This is a genomic window from Bacillus xiapuensis (assembly GCF_002797355.1).
GTDB lineage: Bacteria > Bacillota > Bacilli > Bacillales > Domibacillaceae > Bacillus_CE > Bacillus_CE xiapuensis.
This window is the reverse complement of the sequence record NZ_KZ454940.1, coordinates 406,576-422,531: the sequence shown is the minus strand read 5'-3', so window position 1 is coordinate 422,531 and position 15,956 is coordinate 406,576. Positions and strand designations below refer to the sequence as shown.

At 45.2% G+C, this 15,956-nt stretch carries 11 protein-coding genes; 7 read left to right on the top strand and 4 right to left on the bottom strand.

Annotated elements, in window-relative coordinates:
- Nucleotides 1-45: 45 nt before the first annotated feature.
- On the bottom strand, nucleotides 46-480 hold the full coding sequence (locus CEF20_RS13590) for a YwpF family protein (RefSeq protein ID WP_157796290.1): 435 nt from the start codon (nucleotides 478-480) through the stop codon (nucleotides 46-48).
- Nucleotides 481-713: 233 nt separating this feature from the next.
- Between CEF20_RS13590 and CEF20_RS13585 the strand changes: the two genes are divergently transcribed.
- Nucleotides 714-1,076 (top strand): single-stranded DNA-binding protein, encoded by a 363-nt coding sequence (locus tag CEF20_RS13585; protein ID WP_100332452.1) that lies wholly within the window; start codon nucleotides 714-716, stop codon nucleotides 1,074-1,076.
- Nucleotides 1,077-1,089: 13 nt separating this feature from the next.
- Nucleotides 1,090-1,251 (top strand): hypothetical protein, encoded by a 162-nt coding sequence (locus tag CEF20_RS16710; RefSeq protein ID WP_157796289.1) that lies wholly within the window; start codon nucleotides 1,090-1,092, stop codon nucleotides 1,249-1,251.
- Nucleotides 1,252-1,337: 86 nt separating this feature from the next.
- Here CEF20_RS16710 and CEF20_RS13580 read toward each other — a convergent pair whose 3' ends face one another.
- Both CEF20_RS13580 and CEF20_RS13575 read right to left on the bottom strand, forming a co-directional pair.
- Nucleotides 1,338-4,133, bottom strand: a complete 2,796-nt coding sequence (locus CEF20_RS13580; RefSeq protein ID WP_100332451.1) for a DEAD/DEAH box helicase — start codon at nucleotides 4,131-4,133, stop codon at nucleotides 1,338-1,340.
- Nucleotides 4,126-5,730 carry an SWIM zinc finger family protein gene (locus tag CEF20_RS13575; RefSeq protein WP_100332450.1) on the bottom strand — a complete coding sequence of 535 codons (1,605 nt, stop codon included), beginning with the start codon at nucleotides 5,728-5,730 and terminating at the stop codon, nucleotides 4,126-4,128. The genes CEF20_RS13580 and CEF20_RS13575 overlap by 8 nt, the downstream gene beginning before the upstream one ends.
- Before the next feature lie 297 nt (nucleotides 5,731-6,027).
- Between CEF20_RS13575 and CEF20_RS13570 the strand changes: the two genes are divergently transcribed.
- From CEF20_RS13570 to CEF20_RS13555, 4 genes are all read left to right on the top strand, one after another.
- On the top strand, nucleotides 6,028-7,497 hold the full coding sequence (locus tag CEF20_RS13570) for an N-acetylmuramoyl-L-alanine amidase (RefSeq protein WP_232713533.1): 1,470 nt from the start codon (nucleotides 6,028-6,030) through the stop codon (nucleotides 7,495-7,497).
- Nucleotides 7,498-7,688: 191 nt separating this feature from the next.
- Nucleotides 7,689-9,545: a S8 family peptidase gene (locus CEF20_RS13565; RefSeq protein ID WP_198508535.1), complete on the top strand. Its 1,857-nt coding sequence runs from the start codon at nucleotides 7,689-7,691 to the stop codon at nucleotides 9,543-9,545.
- Nucleotides 9,546-9,857: 312 nt separating this feature from the next.
- Nucleotides 9,858-10,850, top strand: coding sequence for a C40 family peptidase (locus CEF20_RS13560; RefSeq protein WP_100332448.1), 993 nt, complete (start codon nucleotides 9,858-9,860; stop codon nucleotides 10,848-10,850).
- A 132-nt stretch (nucleotides 10,851-10,982) separates the two neighbouring features.
- On the top strand, nucleotides 10,983-12,965 hold the full coding sequence (locus tag CEF20_RS13555; RefSeq protein WP_100332447.1) for an S-layer homology domain-containing protein: 1,983 nt from the start codon (nucleotides 10,983-10,985) through the stop codon (nucleotides 12,963-12,965).
- Between the two features lie 129 nt (nucleotides 12,966-13,094).
- Here the strand turns inward: CEF20_RS13555 and murJ are convergent, their stop codons facing one another.
- A complete protein-coding gene (murJ, locus tag CEF20_RS13550) occupies nucleotides 13,095-14,612 on the bottom strand; it encodes a murein biosynthesis integral membrane protein MurJ (protein WP_100332446.1) in 1,518 nt (505 codons plus the stop codon).
- Nucleotides 14,613-14,979: 367 nt separating this feature from the next.
- On the opposite strand from murJ, the gene CEF20_RS13545 reads away from it, so the two are divergent.
- Nucleotides 14,980-15,942, top strand: coding sequence for an S-layer homology domain-containing protein (locus CEF20_RS13545; RefSeq protein ID WP_198508534.1), 963 nt, complete (start codon nucleotides 14,980-14,982; stop codon nucleotides 15,940-15,942).
- Nucleotides 15,943-15,956: the final 14 nt, after the last annotated feature.

Below are 15,956 nucleotides of genomic sequence, written 5' to 3'. Positions count from 1 at the left end.
AGCCCTTCCGCAGCGGAAGCGGCTTTTTTTGATGGCCGGAAACCATCATTCTTTTTTGGGAGACGGGATATTACGTCTGCGTGTAAGCTGGGTATGGAAGGCATCAATCAAGGCATCTCCTTCTAATCCTTTGCTGACGAGTCTTTCCAGTACTTGCTTGGCGTAGAGGTTGCGCATTTTTTGCAGTCTGCCCTCAAGCAGCACATTGATGCCGCGGTCGAGCTTATTCATTTCTCTCATTTTCGCGGTGAAGGTGGCGGGATCATTGTCGCGATGGGAAATCAGCAATTGAACATTTATTTCCTCCCCTTGCCTTTGGCATGCCTTGAACAGATCTTCATACTGATAATCGACATATAATTCAATCAGCCACGAGCGTTGCTCATTTTCGCGGTTAATAATCAATCCGTCTATTAATTCGATTTCCCGCGAATAGTCGGGTTCGGATAGGAAAAATCCGGCAATCTTAAATGTTTTCATCGAGGGCCGCTCCTTTCTGTTATTAACATTATTATAGCATGGGGCATGAAAGAACTGCAGAAGAGGAAAATTCGTCGATTTTCCTCGTTTGACCGCAAAAAAAAGACTTTTCTTGAGAGGAAAACAGCGAAATTTGCCAAAAAAGCAGGAGTAAAAAGGCAAATTAGCCATTTTACATCCAATCCGGCCCCCTTGTATGATGAGACCATCCGATCGGAAAGGAGGTTAAAGAAATCATCAATCAAGTAACGCTCGTCGGACGATTGACGAAGGATCCTGAATTGCGGTACACGGCAGACGGTAAGGGGATTTTGAACATGACCGTTGCTGTAAGCCGTCCTTATCGCACAAAGGAAGGAGCGGCCGCCACAGATTTCATCTACTGCACGGTCTGGAACAAGCTGGCTGAAAACACGGCGCAGTATTGCTGCAAAGGCTCGCTTGTTGGAGTGCTTGGCGCCATTCAGACGAGAAATTACGAGGACAAAAGCGGCAAGAGAGTGTACGTCACCGAGGTGCTCGCTCATACGGTCCGCTTTTTGGACAAAAGGCGAAACGAGTCGTCTGAGGTCTTGCCGATTCTAACCATTCCATAGCAGGAGGAAGAGGGTGTTATCCATTCAACAAGCGAATGCTTACAGAGAAGAACAAGTAGAGGAATTGACTTATTGCCTGGGAAAAGCGCTGGCAAGAATCCGCGTGCTGGAAAATAAAGTAGAAAAGCTGGAAGATCGTATCCGTTTAGTCTCTTACGCGGATGTTAAGCTTTAACTCCCCGCTGTAATGGCCCATCCATAGACCCCCCGCATAACCTCCCCATGTAAATAGCCGGTTCTCTCCTCAGAACCGGCTATTGATTATTCACTCAAGCTGATGAGTTCAAGCAGTTCCTCATTGGATAATTCCGTTACCCATTGATCGCTGCGGATGATTTCTTCGTTCAGCGCCTGCTTCTTCTCGAGCATCAGGTCGATTTTTTCTTCCAGTGTGCCGGTCGCAATCATTTTATGGACGTGCACGAAGCGGTCTTGGCCGATCCGGTATGCCCGATCGGTCGCTTGATTTTCAACGGCAGGATTCCACCAGCGGTCGTAATGAATGACGTGATTTGCCGCTGTTAAATTCAGCCCTGTCCCGCCAGCTTTCAAGGAAAGCAGGAAGACGGGAAATCCTCCGTCTTGAAAGTTCTTTACTAAACGGTCCCGCTGTTCCTTGGATGTGCTGCCGTTTAGAAATGGAACGGCTATACCGAAGCGGCGTTCGATTTCCCGCTGGATTAACTCGCCCATGCCGATATATTGCGTGAAGATTAGGCAAGCTTCCTGCCGCTCTTGAATGTGATCGATCAGCTCCATCAGCTTATTCATTTTTTCTGAGCGCTCGATCACATGGTGGGGATGATCTTCTTTTAAATAGAGGGCGGGATGATTGCAAAGCTGTTTCATTTTGTTGAGCATTTTTAAAATCAATCCGCGCCGTTCAAAAGCGGAAAGCGTGCCGATTTCCTCCATCGTTTCCCGTACAAGCTGCTCATAGAGCACCGCCTGTTCGGGGGTTAGCGGACAGTATTCTTTCTGTTCAAGCTTATCTGGCAAATTCAGCTCCACTTCAGGATCTGTTTTCGTGCGCCGCAATAAGAAAGGACGAATCTTGGATTGAAGCTGTTTGACTTTTGTTTTGTTGCTGTCCTTTTCAATCGGCACAATATAATTCTTTTGGAATTGCTGCAGGCTGCTTAAGTAGCCATGATTGGTAAAGTCAAAGATGGCCCATAATTCGGACAGGCGGTTTTCCATCGGCGTGCCTGTCAATGCGATATGATGCTTGCCTTTTAATTGGCGGATGGCGCGGGACTGCTTCGTATGCGCATTTTTAATGTTTTGCGCTTCATCCAGGGCCACCGTGCTCCATTCAATCGGCGAAATTACATCAAAGTCCAGATGCGACAGCCCGTAGGAGGTCAGCACCACATCTGCTCCTTGAACCGCCTCTTGCAAGTCGCCTTCTTGATGGCGGGTGCTGCCGTAATGAAGAACGGTGCGCAGGCTGGGAGCAAAGCGTTCCAATTCCTTTTGCCAGTTGCCGAGAACCGATGTCGGGCAAATAATTAAAGCCGGCGTTTCCGGTTTTTCCCGCTCTTTTACGTGAAGCAGATAAGAAATCAATTGAATCGTTTTTCCAAGACCCATGTCGTCAGCCAAGCAAGCGCCTAATCCACATGAGCGCAAGAATAGCATCCAGCTCATTCCCAATTGCTGGTACGGCCGCAGTTCGGCATGCAATTGGGCAGGGGCCGGTTCAAGCGGAATCTTGTGAGCATCTCTGAGCTGCGCCATCATTTTTTGAAAGGAGCGATTTAAGTCGATTTGTATTTGAGCGAACAGGCGCGGATCTGACCATTCATCGGCAGGCACCTGATCATCTCTAAGCTCCTGCTCAAGCAAATCCTGAATTCGCAGCCCTTCTTTTTTCGCTTTTCTCATAAGCCCTTGAATTTTGCGGACCATGTCAGGGTCGAGCTGGATCCATTCGCCATTTACCTTCACGAGCCGGCGGTTGGCTGCCGCCAGCTCTTCAAACTGTTCCTCCGTTAATTCCGCACCGTTCATAGATAAGCGCCAATTGAAGTCTAGAATGGCTTGTAAACCGACCATGGCTGGGCGGCGGCTGGCGCCCTGGGACGAAACTTTGGCTGAAAGCGAGAGGGAGGCTTTGCGAACCGATTCCCACCAAGAGGGCAGAAGAATCGGCACGCCGAGCTGCATCAGCTTCTCGCTGGCTTCTGTAAGAAATAGAAATGCTTTTTCTTCCGCAAGCTGAGAACGAAGCTGTCCGCTGTCATTCAGCCATGGAAATAGCCGCAGCCAGCGAGCTTGCTCGAGCGCCGCTTCTTCAAGAAACGGCTCCCAGCTTTTGGGCCGGCGCCCGGCCAGCGGATAAATCTTCTCCGGATTTTTCTTGTGAATCAGTACGGTCTCCAGCTGCCAGGATTCGCCGTCTTTCGCGGGTTCGGTCAGCCGGAGACCGGCAGAGAAAGGCGCTTCGCTTGGTTTCGTGCCTATCCACTCGCGCCAGCGAGCCGGATCGAAAAAGCGGTTCAGCTCATCATGTGTCAGCTTGCCTCCAGCCAATTGGTTCAGCCGCTGCCGAGCGTTTCCAGCCTCCTGGAAGGCTTCCTCTGCACATAGCTGGAAAAGGGAGGTGATGAGCTCACGGTTGCTCATCGTAAGCACATATTCCTCCCAAAAAGAAGGGGAAAATTCCTCCCAGACTTCGTTCGGGACTTTCCACGTTACGCCATCCTCCTGAAAGTCTGGCAAGAAGCGGCCGTCAGCCACCGTTTCGTAAAGCACGGGAGCGACCCCCAGACTGAAGTGACCGAGTTCATCCCATTCCCAATGAATGAAACGGTTAAACTGTTCGCTTTTAAACAAAGTGACCCATTGCCAAGCTGACAGCCGCACGCCGTTTCGGCCTTCAAGCACGAGCTGTGGAAGGCGGGAGCCATAAAAGCTTTCTTCATGATGCAAGAAGAGCTGCTTGATCCATTCACCGGGAGGAAGCTCTGATCCGTTCCTGTCTTCGGCATACAAAAAAAACCATTGCTCTTTTGTTAATGTCATGTGTATCTTGATCGTTTTAGTTCTAAGCATCCGTCAGTTTACCCTTTCTGCACTCTTCCTGAAAAGCTCGCAGCCGTTTATGGTCTTCGAGCAGTGCGGTGATATATAGATCCCAGCGGTCTGTGCGTTTCAGCTTCTTATACAGGGTCCGCAGCCGCTTTAAATAACGCACAGCTTTTTTGTAGCTGTCGCGGTTGCGCTGATTGATCAGCTGGTTCACTCCATGATGGTAAAGCGGTAGCACTTCCTTCGGCGCCAGCTTGGCAGCGGTTTTTAATCCCGCTCTGTCCAGCTCCAGCAAGTCGTAGCCGATCCAAGATTGCAGCTCCGCCCATTCCTGAAATTGTTTCGTCTCCATAAGATGCATGCTCAGTTCGCCATAGCTGTAGGGGAGCATTCGCTCCAGCAGGCTTTTGTAGAGCTGAGGTTCTTTCGCCGTCAGCCAGTTCGTATCGAGATGGGTAAGAAGCCAGTTGACAAAGCGGCGGCATTTGAAGCTCTCGCCTAAGTTTTCTAAATAGCCTTCCAGTTTGCGTTCCATAATAGCCAGCAGCAGCCGGACCTTGCCGTATTGTTTCGCTGAGAAGGCTTCATGCAGCCAGAAGGTGTAGAATTCAAGCCCGGCTTCTGGTGATTGTTCCGCCGTCTTCTCGAATAGCTCAAGCTGATTGGACAGATAGAGCTGATGGAGATAGGCAATGGCGGCCGCGGGATTAGGCGGCTCATTGGCCAGCCGCTTGCGCTCTTCTTTGCGCCACGCTTCTCTTTTGAATAGGAAGCTCCACAGGAAACGATATAAATCAATCCGCTGATTAGGAAATACCGACCACTGGGGAGACAGCAGCTCACCGGAAGCTTTCCGCAAGTAATCAATATAGCGGTCAAATTCGAAAGGCAGCGCATGCACACCGATTTCTTCCGCCGCATTGGCCGCTTCTTCTACAAGAAAGAAGAGGAAAGCAGAGCAGGAGCGGTGCAGCAGCTCAGGCGAGCAGTCGCTGTCATTCAATGATTCAGCAAGGAAGGTCAGCAGGCCGCAGCAGACAAACAGCTCATAAAGCGGCTGCCATTCTCTTTTTGCCGGCGTATGCTTCAGCAGCGTGTCGTACACATTCCGCCCTTGATAATCGAGAAGATAAGGGTTTTTGCGGATGGCGGATGGAGACAGTCTTTCCCCGGCAGTTCGCGCGATGTGAGCCATCCATACTTCCGGACCGTCTTCTGTGGTTATGCGGCTTTTTAATAAGTCGCTGGCCCGCATTACGCCGGGAATGGAAGCCAAAGCATGGGCTGAAGTCTGCCATTCCTGTATCCATTGATCAATGGATACCTCCTTTTCATAAGCTGTAAAAAAAACGGCCGCTTGGTGGCTGCACCAGTGCTCTCTGGGGCAAGTGCAAGAGCTAAAGGAAGGGAATGCTAAATCCAGATGCACCGTAAATGATTGCTCCAATTCTTCTGCTTCGCCTATAATCAAATGTTTTTCACTTTTGATGATGAGCGCACGGCCATCTTTGTATATACGGTACCCTTCTTGAATAATTGCTTGATCGTGCGGAAGCGCTGGACGAAGCTCTAGCTTTAATTCCGAGGAAAAATCATCCAGTTTCTGTTTGTTGACAGCCATATAAAAGCCTCCGTTCATCATTTATCGTATCTTTTCATTATAAAATAAATAACGGAAATTCAAAACACGAATTCTGGAAAGAGATAAAGATGAAGAAAAAGCTAGAAAGAAACGAAAAATTTTCAATAATAAATATATTTCATGCTTATTACGAATATTAAAATTTTTGAAATGAAATTTGTAGAATATTGATGGATTAGGGGTTTAGACTTGTAATCTATTTTTAAAATGAAATGAGATTCATAGGAGTTAATTTTGTATGTTAAAATGGAAAAAAATAAGAAAGGAGGTAGAGGCGTGAAAAAGAGAGCATTTTCTGTGATTTTGTCATTGCTTTTAATCATCCCTCTATTTGGAGCGAAAGACTCTGTCCAAGCGGCTGGATACTTTACAGATATTAATTCTTCCCACCGAGCATTAAAGGAAATTAACTATTTAGCTGAAGGGAGAATTACACAAGGATCGAATAATAAGTTCTCACCGAATAAGACAGTGACTCGAGCCGAAGCGGCTACTTTCATAGGACGTGCACTTCAGTTAAACGGTAAGCAGCGTTCTACGTCGTTCAGGGATGTGGGTGCCAGCTCGTTCGCCTCAGGATACATACAATCAGCTGTTGAGAAAGGAATTCTTTCAGGATATGGCGGAGGCAAGTTTGCACCAGGGAAAGTCGTAACCCGCGGCGAAATGGCATTAATGATTGCTAAAGCGTTCCGGTATTCATTCAATAATACAAGTGGAGGCGCCGCACATGCATTAATGTCATTAGGAATTGCTCAAGGAACAGGAAACGGATATTTCAGCTTCAACAAGCAGCTGATCCGCGCGGATTTTGCTGTATTCTTGGCGCGCGCGCTGAATCCGGATTATCGCTTCAGAGCGAATACTGTAAAGTTCCCACAACAATTGACAGTGAATACGAATGACCTAAATGTTCGTACGGGTCCTGGCTCTTCTTACAAGAAAACAGGCGTTTTGAATAAAGGAAACAAGGTAGCTGGTGCATATAATGTCGGCGCATGGTTTTACATCAAAGCCGGCTCCGTTGAAGGTTATGTTCATAGCGCTTATATCAACAACGAAAAGCCCAACGTAACGATCATACCGCCAGGAGGAGTTCCAGCTCCTAAGCCAGATCCGAAACCTATACAGCCTGCGGGAAATGTCGATCCGCGCATTGCCCAAAAAGTCATTGTTCTTGACCCTGGCCACGGCGGCAGCGACCCTGGATCTGACGGCTATGGCCTCCTTGAGAAGGATGTCGCGTTAGCTACAGGATTAAAAGTGAACAGCTACTTAAAGAAAACACCGTTTCAAGTGAAAATGACTCGTTCAAGTGATTGGTACCCTACTCTTAGCGGACGGGTAAGCTTTGCGAAAAGGGCAGGAGCTGATGTGTTTGTCAGCATCCATAACAATGCATTTAACGGTTCGGCAAACGGAACGGAGACCTATTATTATTCCGCGTACAGAAATCCGAACGTGGCTGACAGCAAGCTGCTGGCTTCAAAAATCCAAAAGCGCTTAATTACTGCCTGGAAGCTGAAAGACCGCGGCGTGAAAAATGGAAACTTCCATGTCATCCGCGAAAATACGATGCCAGCTGTTTTAGTGGAGCTCGGTTTCATTGACAACTATCACGACAATCAAAAGCTTCGTTCTCCATACTGGCGCGACGTAGCAGCTAAAGCCATCAGCTACGGTATTTTGGACTATTATAAGGCCAAGGGTTACCAAGTAGACTCATTGTACAATGTAATAAAATAGTAAAATTTTATAATTGGTATATAACAAGTTTTAAGGTTACAATGGTAAGGAGACGGTAAATCGTCTCCTTTTTTATTTCTGTAAATGAGGTGACCTGAATGAGCAAACTAGCAAGATACTTACTTCTATTAATTGCTTCTTTTCTTTATTTTCATAGTTCCCCCTCAGCCGAAGACGTAAACTCTTCAAACATGAAAAAGGCTATAATCTTCTTTCATGAGACGGTTGATTTTGAACTTCTGAAAAGTCATACAAATAGTATAAATCATGTATTTGAAGAGCTGCCGGCAGCAGCTGTTGAATTAACGGAGACTCAACAAGCCCACCTGGAAAGCTCTCCGCAAGTTGAAAGAATTCACTATGACCGCAAAATGAAGACAAGTGGGCAGGTAGTACCTTGGGGCTATAAAGCTGTTGGAGCCGATAAGCGAATACCGATGAACCTGAGCGGAAAAGGGGTAAAAGTGGGCATATTGGATTCCGGTGTGGATACGAAGCATCCGGATCTGCAGCTGGCAGGAGGAGCTTGCATGATGCACAAGTTTTCACCTGATGGCTGCCTTCATTCCTATAACGATGATAATGGCCATGGCACTCATGTAGCGGGGGTAATCGGAGCAAAAAACAATTCAATCGGCGTGGTAGGGATTGCTCCGCAGGCTCAGCTTTATTCCATTAAAGTCTTGGACAAAAACGGTGACGGCAGCACATCAACGATCATGGCAGGGATTGAATGGGCCATGAAGCAAAAGATAGATATTTTAAATATTAGTGTCACTTCTCCTTACTATGACAGCGCTTTGGAGCAAATGATTCAGAAAGCGAGTCAGGCGGGGATCATTCTTGTGGCGGCTGCCGGAAATGAAGGAAAACCGCTTGCTGGTGAACCGACGACTGTTCAATATCCTGCTAGATTCAAAGAAGTTATTGCAGTTTCCTCCATTGATCATTATAAACAGTACGGCGAGCTTTCCTCTGTTGGCAAGGAAGTTGAAGTGGCTGCGCCGGGAGAGAATATTTACAGCACGTTTCCGACAGCTTTAATGACTAGCCGCGGAACGAAATCCGGTTATGAATTTATGTCAGGAACCTCTATGGCATCTCCGTATGTAACAGGTCTGATTGCCTTATATAAAGAAAAGTATCCGCAAATGAACAGCGCACAAATTAGGAAGCTTCTCCAGGCTAACGCTAAGGATCTGGGGCCAAAAGGAAGAGATGCTTATTATGGATACGGATTAGCCCAAGTGGATAAAACGGAAGAGAGCGACCCAGTCACGATTCCATACAAAACGGATGGCAAAGGCAAAATTATAATCGATACAAGTCAATTGGCCAGTCGATACGAAGCATATAATGTGTACCGTTTCGGTGCCCTTATTGCCAAACAGACAACTGCTTCGGAAATCATAGATTATGCAACAAAGGGAACGATCCAATATGAATTTAAACCGGTGATAAATGGGAAGGAAGAGACGAGCCGGATACTGCTGCAGGTCAATAATCCTTCTCCGGTATTAAAAGATCTATCAGCCTCCATATGGTATAACCGCTTTATCGCCTACTTGCAGCATGAAGGGATAATAAGCGGTTACCATGACGGTAACTTCCGGCCCGATCGTCTGCTAACTCGAGGAGAATCAGCAATTCTGATAGGGAAAGCCATTGGCATAGCACCTGATCCAGCGAAGTCAGGCACAAGATTCAAAGACGTCTCAGGCACCAGCGCTCCATTTATTGAAGTATTAGCCGAGAAAAAAATTATTAAAGGCTTCCAAGATGGCCTTTATCGTCCGAATCAACAAGTAACGAGGGCAGAAATGGCTATTCTCATCGGAAAAGCATTTGAGATTACAGGCAAAGCGCAAGGCGGTTTCAAGGACGTCACAGAGAATGTAACGGGCTATCAATATATTAATGGATTAACCGCTCTTCACATCGTGAATGGCTATTCAAACGGCTACTTCCGACCTTATGAAAAGATCAGCCGCGCGAATTTCTCCTCATTTCTGGCAAAAGCAAAAAATAAAGAGTTTCGTCTACGCTAAATACAAGGGGCTGTCTCTTCTGAGGCAGTCCTTTGAACTGTTAATAAACAGCTATAATTTTCAGTTAATTCAGTAAAATTACTGTAGTATTTCAATATTACGTAATCGTGTTAAAAAAACGCAAAAAAGCAAGAATTAAGAATGGTTTTGTTACAACAGTGCATATAGGGGCGAAAAAAGCGTTAAATTGCAAGGTCTTTCAATAATTACAAGTCGAAATGGTATTGTAATGCAACCGTAAAGGAAGAATAGGCATATATTTGATAGAATAGCAGTAACGAGAATAACAGGAAATAAACTAGGGGGTTTAAAGTGAGGAAAGGTAGGAAGTTGCTGGCGGCGATTGTAGCCTTTTGTGTAATATTGACGGCTGCTCCTTTATCGCCTCCTGCACAAGCAGCGTCATTAGGAGAGTCATTGGTTAATTACGGTAAAAAGTTTATGGGCGTTAAGTATCGTTTTGGAGGAACGACTCCGAGCGGATTTGATTGTTCGGGATTTACCCAATATGTTTACAAGAATCACGGAATTTCGATTCCTAGAACAACAGATCAGCAATATCGTGTAGGAACTTTTGTTTCCAAGAGCCAGTTGCAGCCTGGCGATCTAGTATTCTTCAAAAATACATATCGCCGCGGCATTTCACACGTAGGTATTTATGCTGGAGGCAATCTGGTGTTAAATGCAACTTCAAGTGATGGCATCGACCTTGTCTCTCTAAGCAACGGCTACTGGGGACCTAGGTATGCAGGAGCAAAACGCATTATCGACGGTAAGTTCAAAGATGTGCCCAAAAACTCTTTATCCTACACAGCAATTGATGAGTTAACAGATAAGAACATTATTCAAGGCTTTAAGAATTACACGTTCAAGCCTAATGATCCGGTTACGCGCGGTCAAGCAGCAGCATTCATCAATCGTGTGCTGAAGCGGACACCCGCAAATATTAATCATTTCAAAGATGTAAGTCCTTCCAATCCGTTTTCCAAAGATATCGCAGCAATTCGCGAATCTGGGATTATTACCGGATTTTCAGATGGACGCTTTAAGCCTTATGATTACATTTCTCGCACGGAAATGGCTGTGATTGCCAAGAAAGCATTCGACTTAAGTCACGGGAATGCAGCGGCAGCCAGCAACAGATACAGCGATGTACGTTCAAACAGCTGGGCGTTTGATGCGATTACGACAATGAAGGCAATTGATAAAACAGGTGTCTTTAAAACAGATAAATATAACGGACCTCGCAGTGCCTCACGTGCTGTATTTACAACAGCTTTATATAACGCAATGAACGCAGATTAATAGATTAATAGTCTTGGATAATTCCAAGGCTATTTTTTTATAAATTTTCAACAAAAAATATATTTTTTGTTAAAAATACTAGCACTCTCCGATACAATAGGTGAGTGAACAATTTTTAGAGAGGAGTATATTATGCCGAAAAAACTATTTGCTATTGTATTGTCGTTAGTCTTATTTTTCCCGCTTTTATCGCCATTAAACACAAAAGCGGACGATATTACCGGAATCACCTTAGAAAAAGAACTTCGGGCGATGGTGCAAGCTGGGGTGATCAATGGCTATGGAAATGGAAAATACGCACCGGACAAGAAAGTAACAAGAGGGGAATTTGCCAGTTTTTTATCCAGAGCGTTAAAGCTTCCAAACGGCCCGTCTGTCTTTAAAGATGTGTCGCCTGCTTCCAGCTTGGCATATGGGATTAATGCTGCTGCAGCTGCAAAAATCGTTCAAGGAAAAACAAAAGATACCTTTGTTCCTGAACAAACGATTACAAGAAAAGATATGGCTTTAATGATCAGCCGTGCTTTAAATTATTTAAATATTAAAGTAGAAGCAAAGAATGCTGGATTTACAGATACTAAGTGGCTCACTTCCGATCATCAGCAGGCGATTAACAGAAGCGTTTCATTGAACATTATTAAAGGATATAATGACGGAAGCTTCCGTCCAGATGAACAGGCAACACGTGCGCAATCAGCCGCTTTCATTTATCGTCTGCTTAAAGCTTCCGGAGAAATCATAGAGGACAATACGCCGCCAGTTCCTCCGGGAAATTCGCAGCCTCAAAAGCCGAAGCCTTACCAAGTAGGCAATGTGGATGCATCTGGAAAGATTACTTACTCTGCGGTTTCATTTGATACGTTCCCCGCTGCCAAACAAGCGATGAGCAATCAAAACCAGGAAGTCGTCACCTATAACAAAGAGATTATTTACATGAAGCAAAATAGCGGTGTGGTTTTTGTGAAACCAGCCACAGGTAAGTCAACTGCTCAGCTATACAGCGACTCGGCTTTCAAGACGGCCGTCACTTATGCACAGCCGACAGCTGAACTGAAGTATGTGACTTCCAACGACCGATATATCATTGTCTCCATCGGCGGAAAGAGCTATTACATGAAACATGAAGACGGCTATATTGTGCCTTTTGAAGGAGCGCCAGGCCGAAGTTTTTATCAGGTAGTGAATGGAGAATTGGAGCATAAGCTGTATGTGCCGGCAGCCAAACCTTACTATGTTTCTTATAAAGCTGGACCAGCTCCTGACTTTTTAGCAGCAGGTCAAAAGTATTACAGCTGGGATAATGCCACTTTCTATAATGAAAGCGGCCGTGCAGTCGGCAAGGCTCATCAGTATTTTCAATTCTTATCTATGAGAACACAAACAAGCTATACTGCTTCGCAATTAGATAGCTACATAAAGAAAGTGCTGGCAGAAAGACAATCATTGAACCAAGCGAAATATAAAGATGCCACTAAGCGAAGCAAGCTTCTTGGCCTCGGAGCTACACTGAAAAAAGTAGAGAAAGAGAAACGCTTAAATGCTTTGATGGTGCTTGCGATGGCAATCCATGAAAGCGATTATGGAATGAGCTCACATGCGCTGAATAACAATAATTTATTTGGCATTGCTGTGTACGACAGCAACCCTTCAGAAGGAAAGTCATTCCCATCTCCAGCGCACAGCGTCCAATACTTAGCGGACGGCTACATGAATGACCGCTATGTCATTCCTAATCCGGGATCTGCTTGGAAACAATCTGTTGCCAACGGAGCGGCACCAGGAAACAAAGGCGTAGGGATCAATATGAAATACGCCTCCGATATCCAGTGGGGAGCAAAGGTAGCCGGTCATGCGTACAAAATAGACAAAGCGCTGGGGCGCAAAGACTTTGCTCGATACAGTCTGGCCTTAACAAATACGAAAGACTTGAATGTCCGCAGCCTGGCTAATAATACTGTTCTTTATCAATATCGAAAAGCAGGCATGCCTGTTGCCATCTTAGGAAGCGTGACAAGCGGAGGAACCGCTTGGAAAAAAATTATATCAGATGCATTGGCTTATCGAGAGGGCTATATTGCCGCCCGCTATGTAACGCCATTGTCTATTGCGAAATAAAATCAACAAAGCGCCCGGAATGTTTCGGGCGCTTTGTTGATTTATAAAGAAGGAAAACTGCATCATATTCTTTAGTTGATTCTTCCTGCATAGCTCAAGCGCCCGGGGAACTCCGGACACTTGGTCTTTTTATGCTCGTGACTTCCGTTTCATAAGCGTTAATAGCTGGCGGAAGCCTGCTCGATAAAAGACGAACAAACCGGATGTGTAAAGGAGAACGCCGAGCGGGACAATGACCGCAAGCTGCCAAAGCGAATAAAGCTCAGAAACGGGCGTGAATTTTTTCAATGCATAAAGCGGCACGGCCATGAAAGCAGTAACGAGCGCGACTCGCCCGATTAAGCCAAGGAGTCTGGCGGCTTCCTTCTTTTCAAAGTCCTTATAGACAAACACAGTACTAACGATTAAATAATACAAAGAAACGAAAGAGCTCGTCAGCGCCAGTCCCGGATAGCCGAACGGGCCGACAAACAGCCAGTTCAGCACGGCGTTCAAAGCGATCGTTGTCACACTGATGCGGAAAATAATCTTCGTCTTCCCGCGGGCGTACATCGACTTCGATACGATATACTGCAGGCCTTGTGCCACAATGATCGGCAAATAGAACATCAGCGCCAAATACGTATTGTATGTATCCACCGCTGTAAACTTCCCGCGTTCAAAAATAAACGCAATCGCCTCCTGGCCGACAAGGAACAGCCCTGCCGCAATCGGAGCGAGCGTCAATAAAGAAATTTGCATACCCATGAAGAAGGTATCCTGAAACTTCTTTGGCTGATCGACCTGCTCCGACAAGAGCGTGAAAATAATCACGGCGATCGTCGTACCGTAAATCGTATGCGGGATGCTCGTAATCAATGATGCGTTATTCAAATAAGTGACCGCCCCTGGAATCGTATCGGAGGCGAAGGCTTTATTGACAAACATATTCACTTGGCCGACGACTGAATTTAACAGCGAAGGCACGAGCAGCACGAGAAATGCCCGGCGAAAATCTTCATTGACCCTCAGTGTCGGCGCCCAGCGGTAGCCTTTTCTCAATAAGAAAAACAGCTGAATCCCCACACCGAGAATCGTTCCGAAAATGAAGCCATAGGCCAAGCTGTTGATGCCCCACTGCTCGGAGAACAAGAGCGCAAACACAGCGCCCATCAGCGTTGCGGACAGCTTGGAGATTTGCGATGGCACGAACACGCGCCGCCCCTGCAAATAAGAATCCAAAATGCCATTCAGCGCAATCACACTCATAAACAGGAAGAAAAAGCGGGTAATAGCGACCGCCGTTTCCTCCGCCGCCGGTGTCATATCGCCGTAAATAAGCGGAACAAACCACGGAGACAGCAGCCAGCCGCAGACGGAGATGCCGATAAACAGCAGAACGGTCGCATTCATTATGCCGTTCGCATTCCGCTCCGTCTGCTCGGGCGCTTCCTTGCGATTTTTGACATACAGCGGCAAGAATACATTATTGAACCCGCCGGAAATCATCGCAATCACGAGCGTTATAAAGGAAAAGGCCAGTAAATATCCATCCGTATAATCACTAGCGCCAAATTCGCGCGCGATAATACTTTCTCGCAAAAAGCCCGAAAGCTTGACCACAAGCGCCAGCAATCCGAGCCAGAGAGCCGTTTTTTTCAACGACACATAATCCACCTCAATATCAAAGCAAAATAGTAATCTTAATTATCATAACGTAAAAAGCTTTTGATGTTAATAGGTGCTTCATTACTAAAAGTCAGCGGTGTCAAAAACGATGCCCTGTTTTTAAGTGAATGCCCAGGAAAAAATGAATTTTTGTTTAGATATCCGCATCCATGTTTAGTAACGAGTTTCATTTTACCTGGAATATAAGGCTATCCTTTCTTTACAAATGAAGTGGAGAACAAAAAGCTGAGGAGGGGATGCTGCGCCAAAAAGTCAATTATTAAAGTTTCGCTTCGCTTGTAAAAAAATAAAATACATTTATTTACATGGTTCTGTTTGGTATAATTGGGTGTGAGGAGGAATGAAAATGAAAAAATATTTAGCTGTTTTTAGTGCAATGCTGTTGTTTTTTAGCAGTGCTTTGATGGCTTCGGCAGAGTTTAAAGATGTGCGTAATACACACTGGGCGTTCGATGAAATTACGTATTTAACAGATAACAAAGTGATTAATGGATACACAGATGGAACATTTCGCCCGCAAGAGGATTTAACTCGTGTGCAAGCGATGACTTTGATGGCAAAAGTATTGAAGCTCAACTTGTCTAATCGTCCAAACCCAGGCTTTAAAGATATTACGCCTTCGCATGGAAGCTATAAATATGTAGCGGCTGTAATGGACGAAGGGCTTTTCCCTAAAAAAAGTCATTATTTAGATCCTTATAAACCGATGACGCGGAGTTATATGGCTAATATGCTGGCTAAGGGATTTGGTTTAAAAGCATCTGGAACCTACGTATTCAAGGATGTTTCTTCAAAGCATTGGGCTTATCAATCCATTAAAGCGTTAGCAAGCAATAATATTACACTCGGGTATAAAGACGGAACATTCCGTCCTAATGCCGCCGTCACAAGAGCTCAGTTTGCCACTTTCCTAGCGAAAGCGAAAGAGAAGCAATTTAGAACTTTCCCCTATTATAGTCAGAAGCTAGTGTATAAGATACAATTGCCGAATTATATGAAAAATAAGATTACGATTAAAGAAAGAAAAGTAAAAGATTACGTGTACACGACAGAATTTTTTTACAAGGATACAACGAATAAAAAGAAAGAGTTATTTATAGGATCGATTCGCAAAATTCATAAATCTAAGATGCCGGAATATAAAGGAGCACCTTTTGATCCTTTGAAAATAAAAGGTGATTATCATTATTTTTATCAAGGGCCAACTGAAAGCCCTTATATTATGAACGGACAATTAAATTCACCTGAAGCTAAAGAATTTAGTAAAATTTATTTTAAACTCAATCATATGATTAAAGGGATTCAATAATTAAATGAAGTGAC

What these genes read in the sequence shown, in the direction of transcription:
- CEF20_RS13590 (WP_157796290.1), bottom strand. Translation starts at nt 480, where the DNA reads ATGAAAACATTTAAGATTGCCGGATTTTTCCTATCCGAACCCGACTAT.
- CEF20_RS13555 (WP_100332447.1), top strand. Translation starts at nt 10,983, where the DNA reads ATGCCGAAAAAACTATTTGCTATTGTATTGTCGTTAGTCTTATTTTTC.
- CEF20_RS13575 (WP_100332450.1), bottom strand. Translation starts at nt 5,730, where the DNA reads ATGGCTGTCAACAAACAGAAACTGGATGATTTTTCCTCGGAATTAAAG.
- CEF20_RS13545 (WP_198508534.1), top strand. Translation starts at nt 14,980, where the DNA reads ATGAAAAAATATTTAGCTGTTTTTAGTGCAATGCTGTTGTTTTTTAGC.
- CEF20_RS13565 (WP_198508535.1), top strand. Translation starts at nt 7,689, where the DNA reads ATGAAAAAGGCTATAATCTTCTTTCATGAGACGGTTGATTTTGAACTT.
- CEF20_RS13580 (WP_100332451.1), bottom strand. Translation starts at nt 4,133, where the DNA reads ATGCTTAGAACTAAAACGATCAAGATACACATGACATTAACAAAAGAG.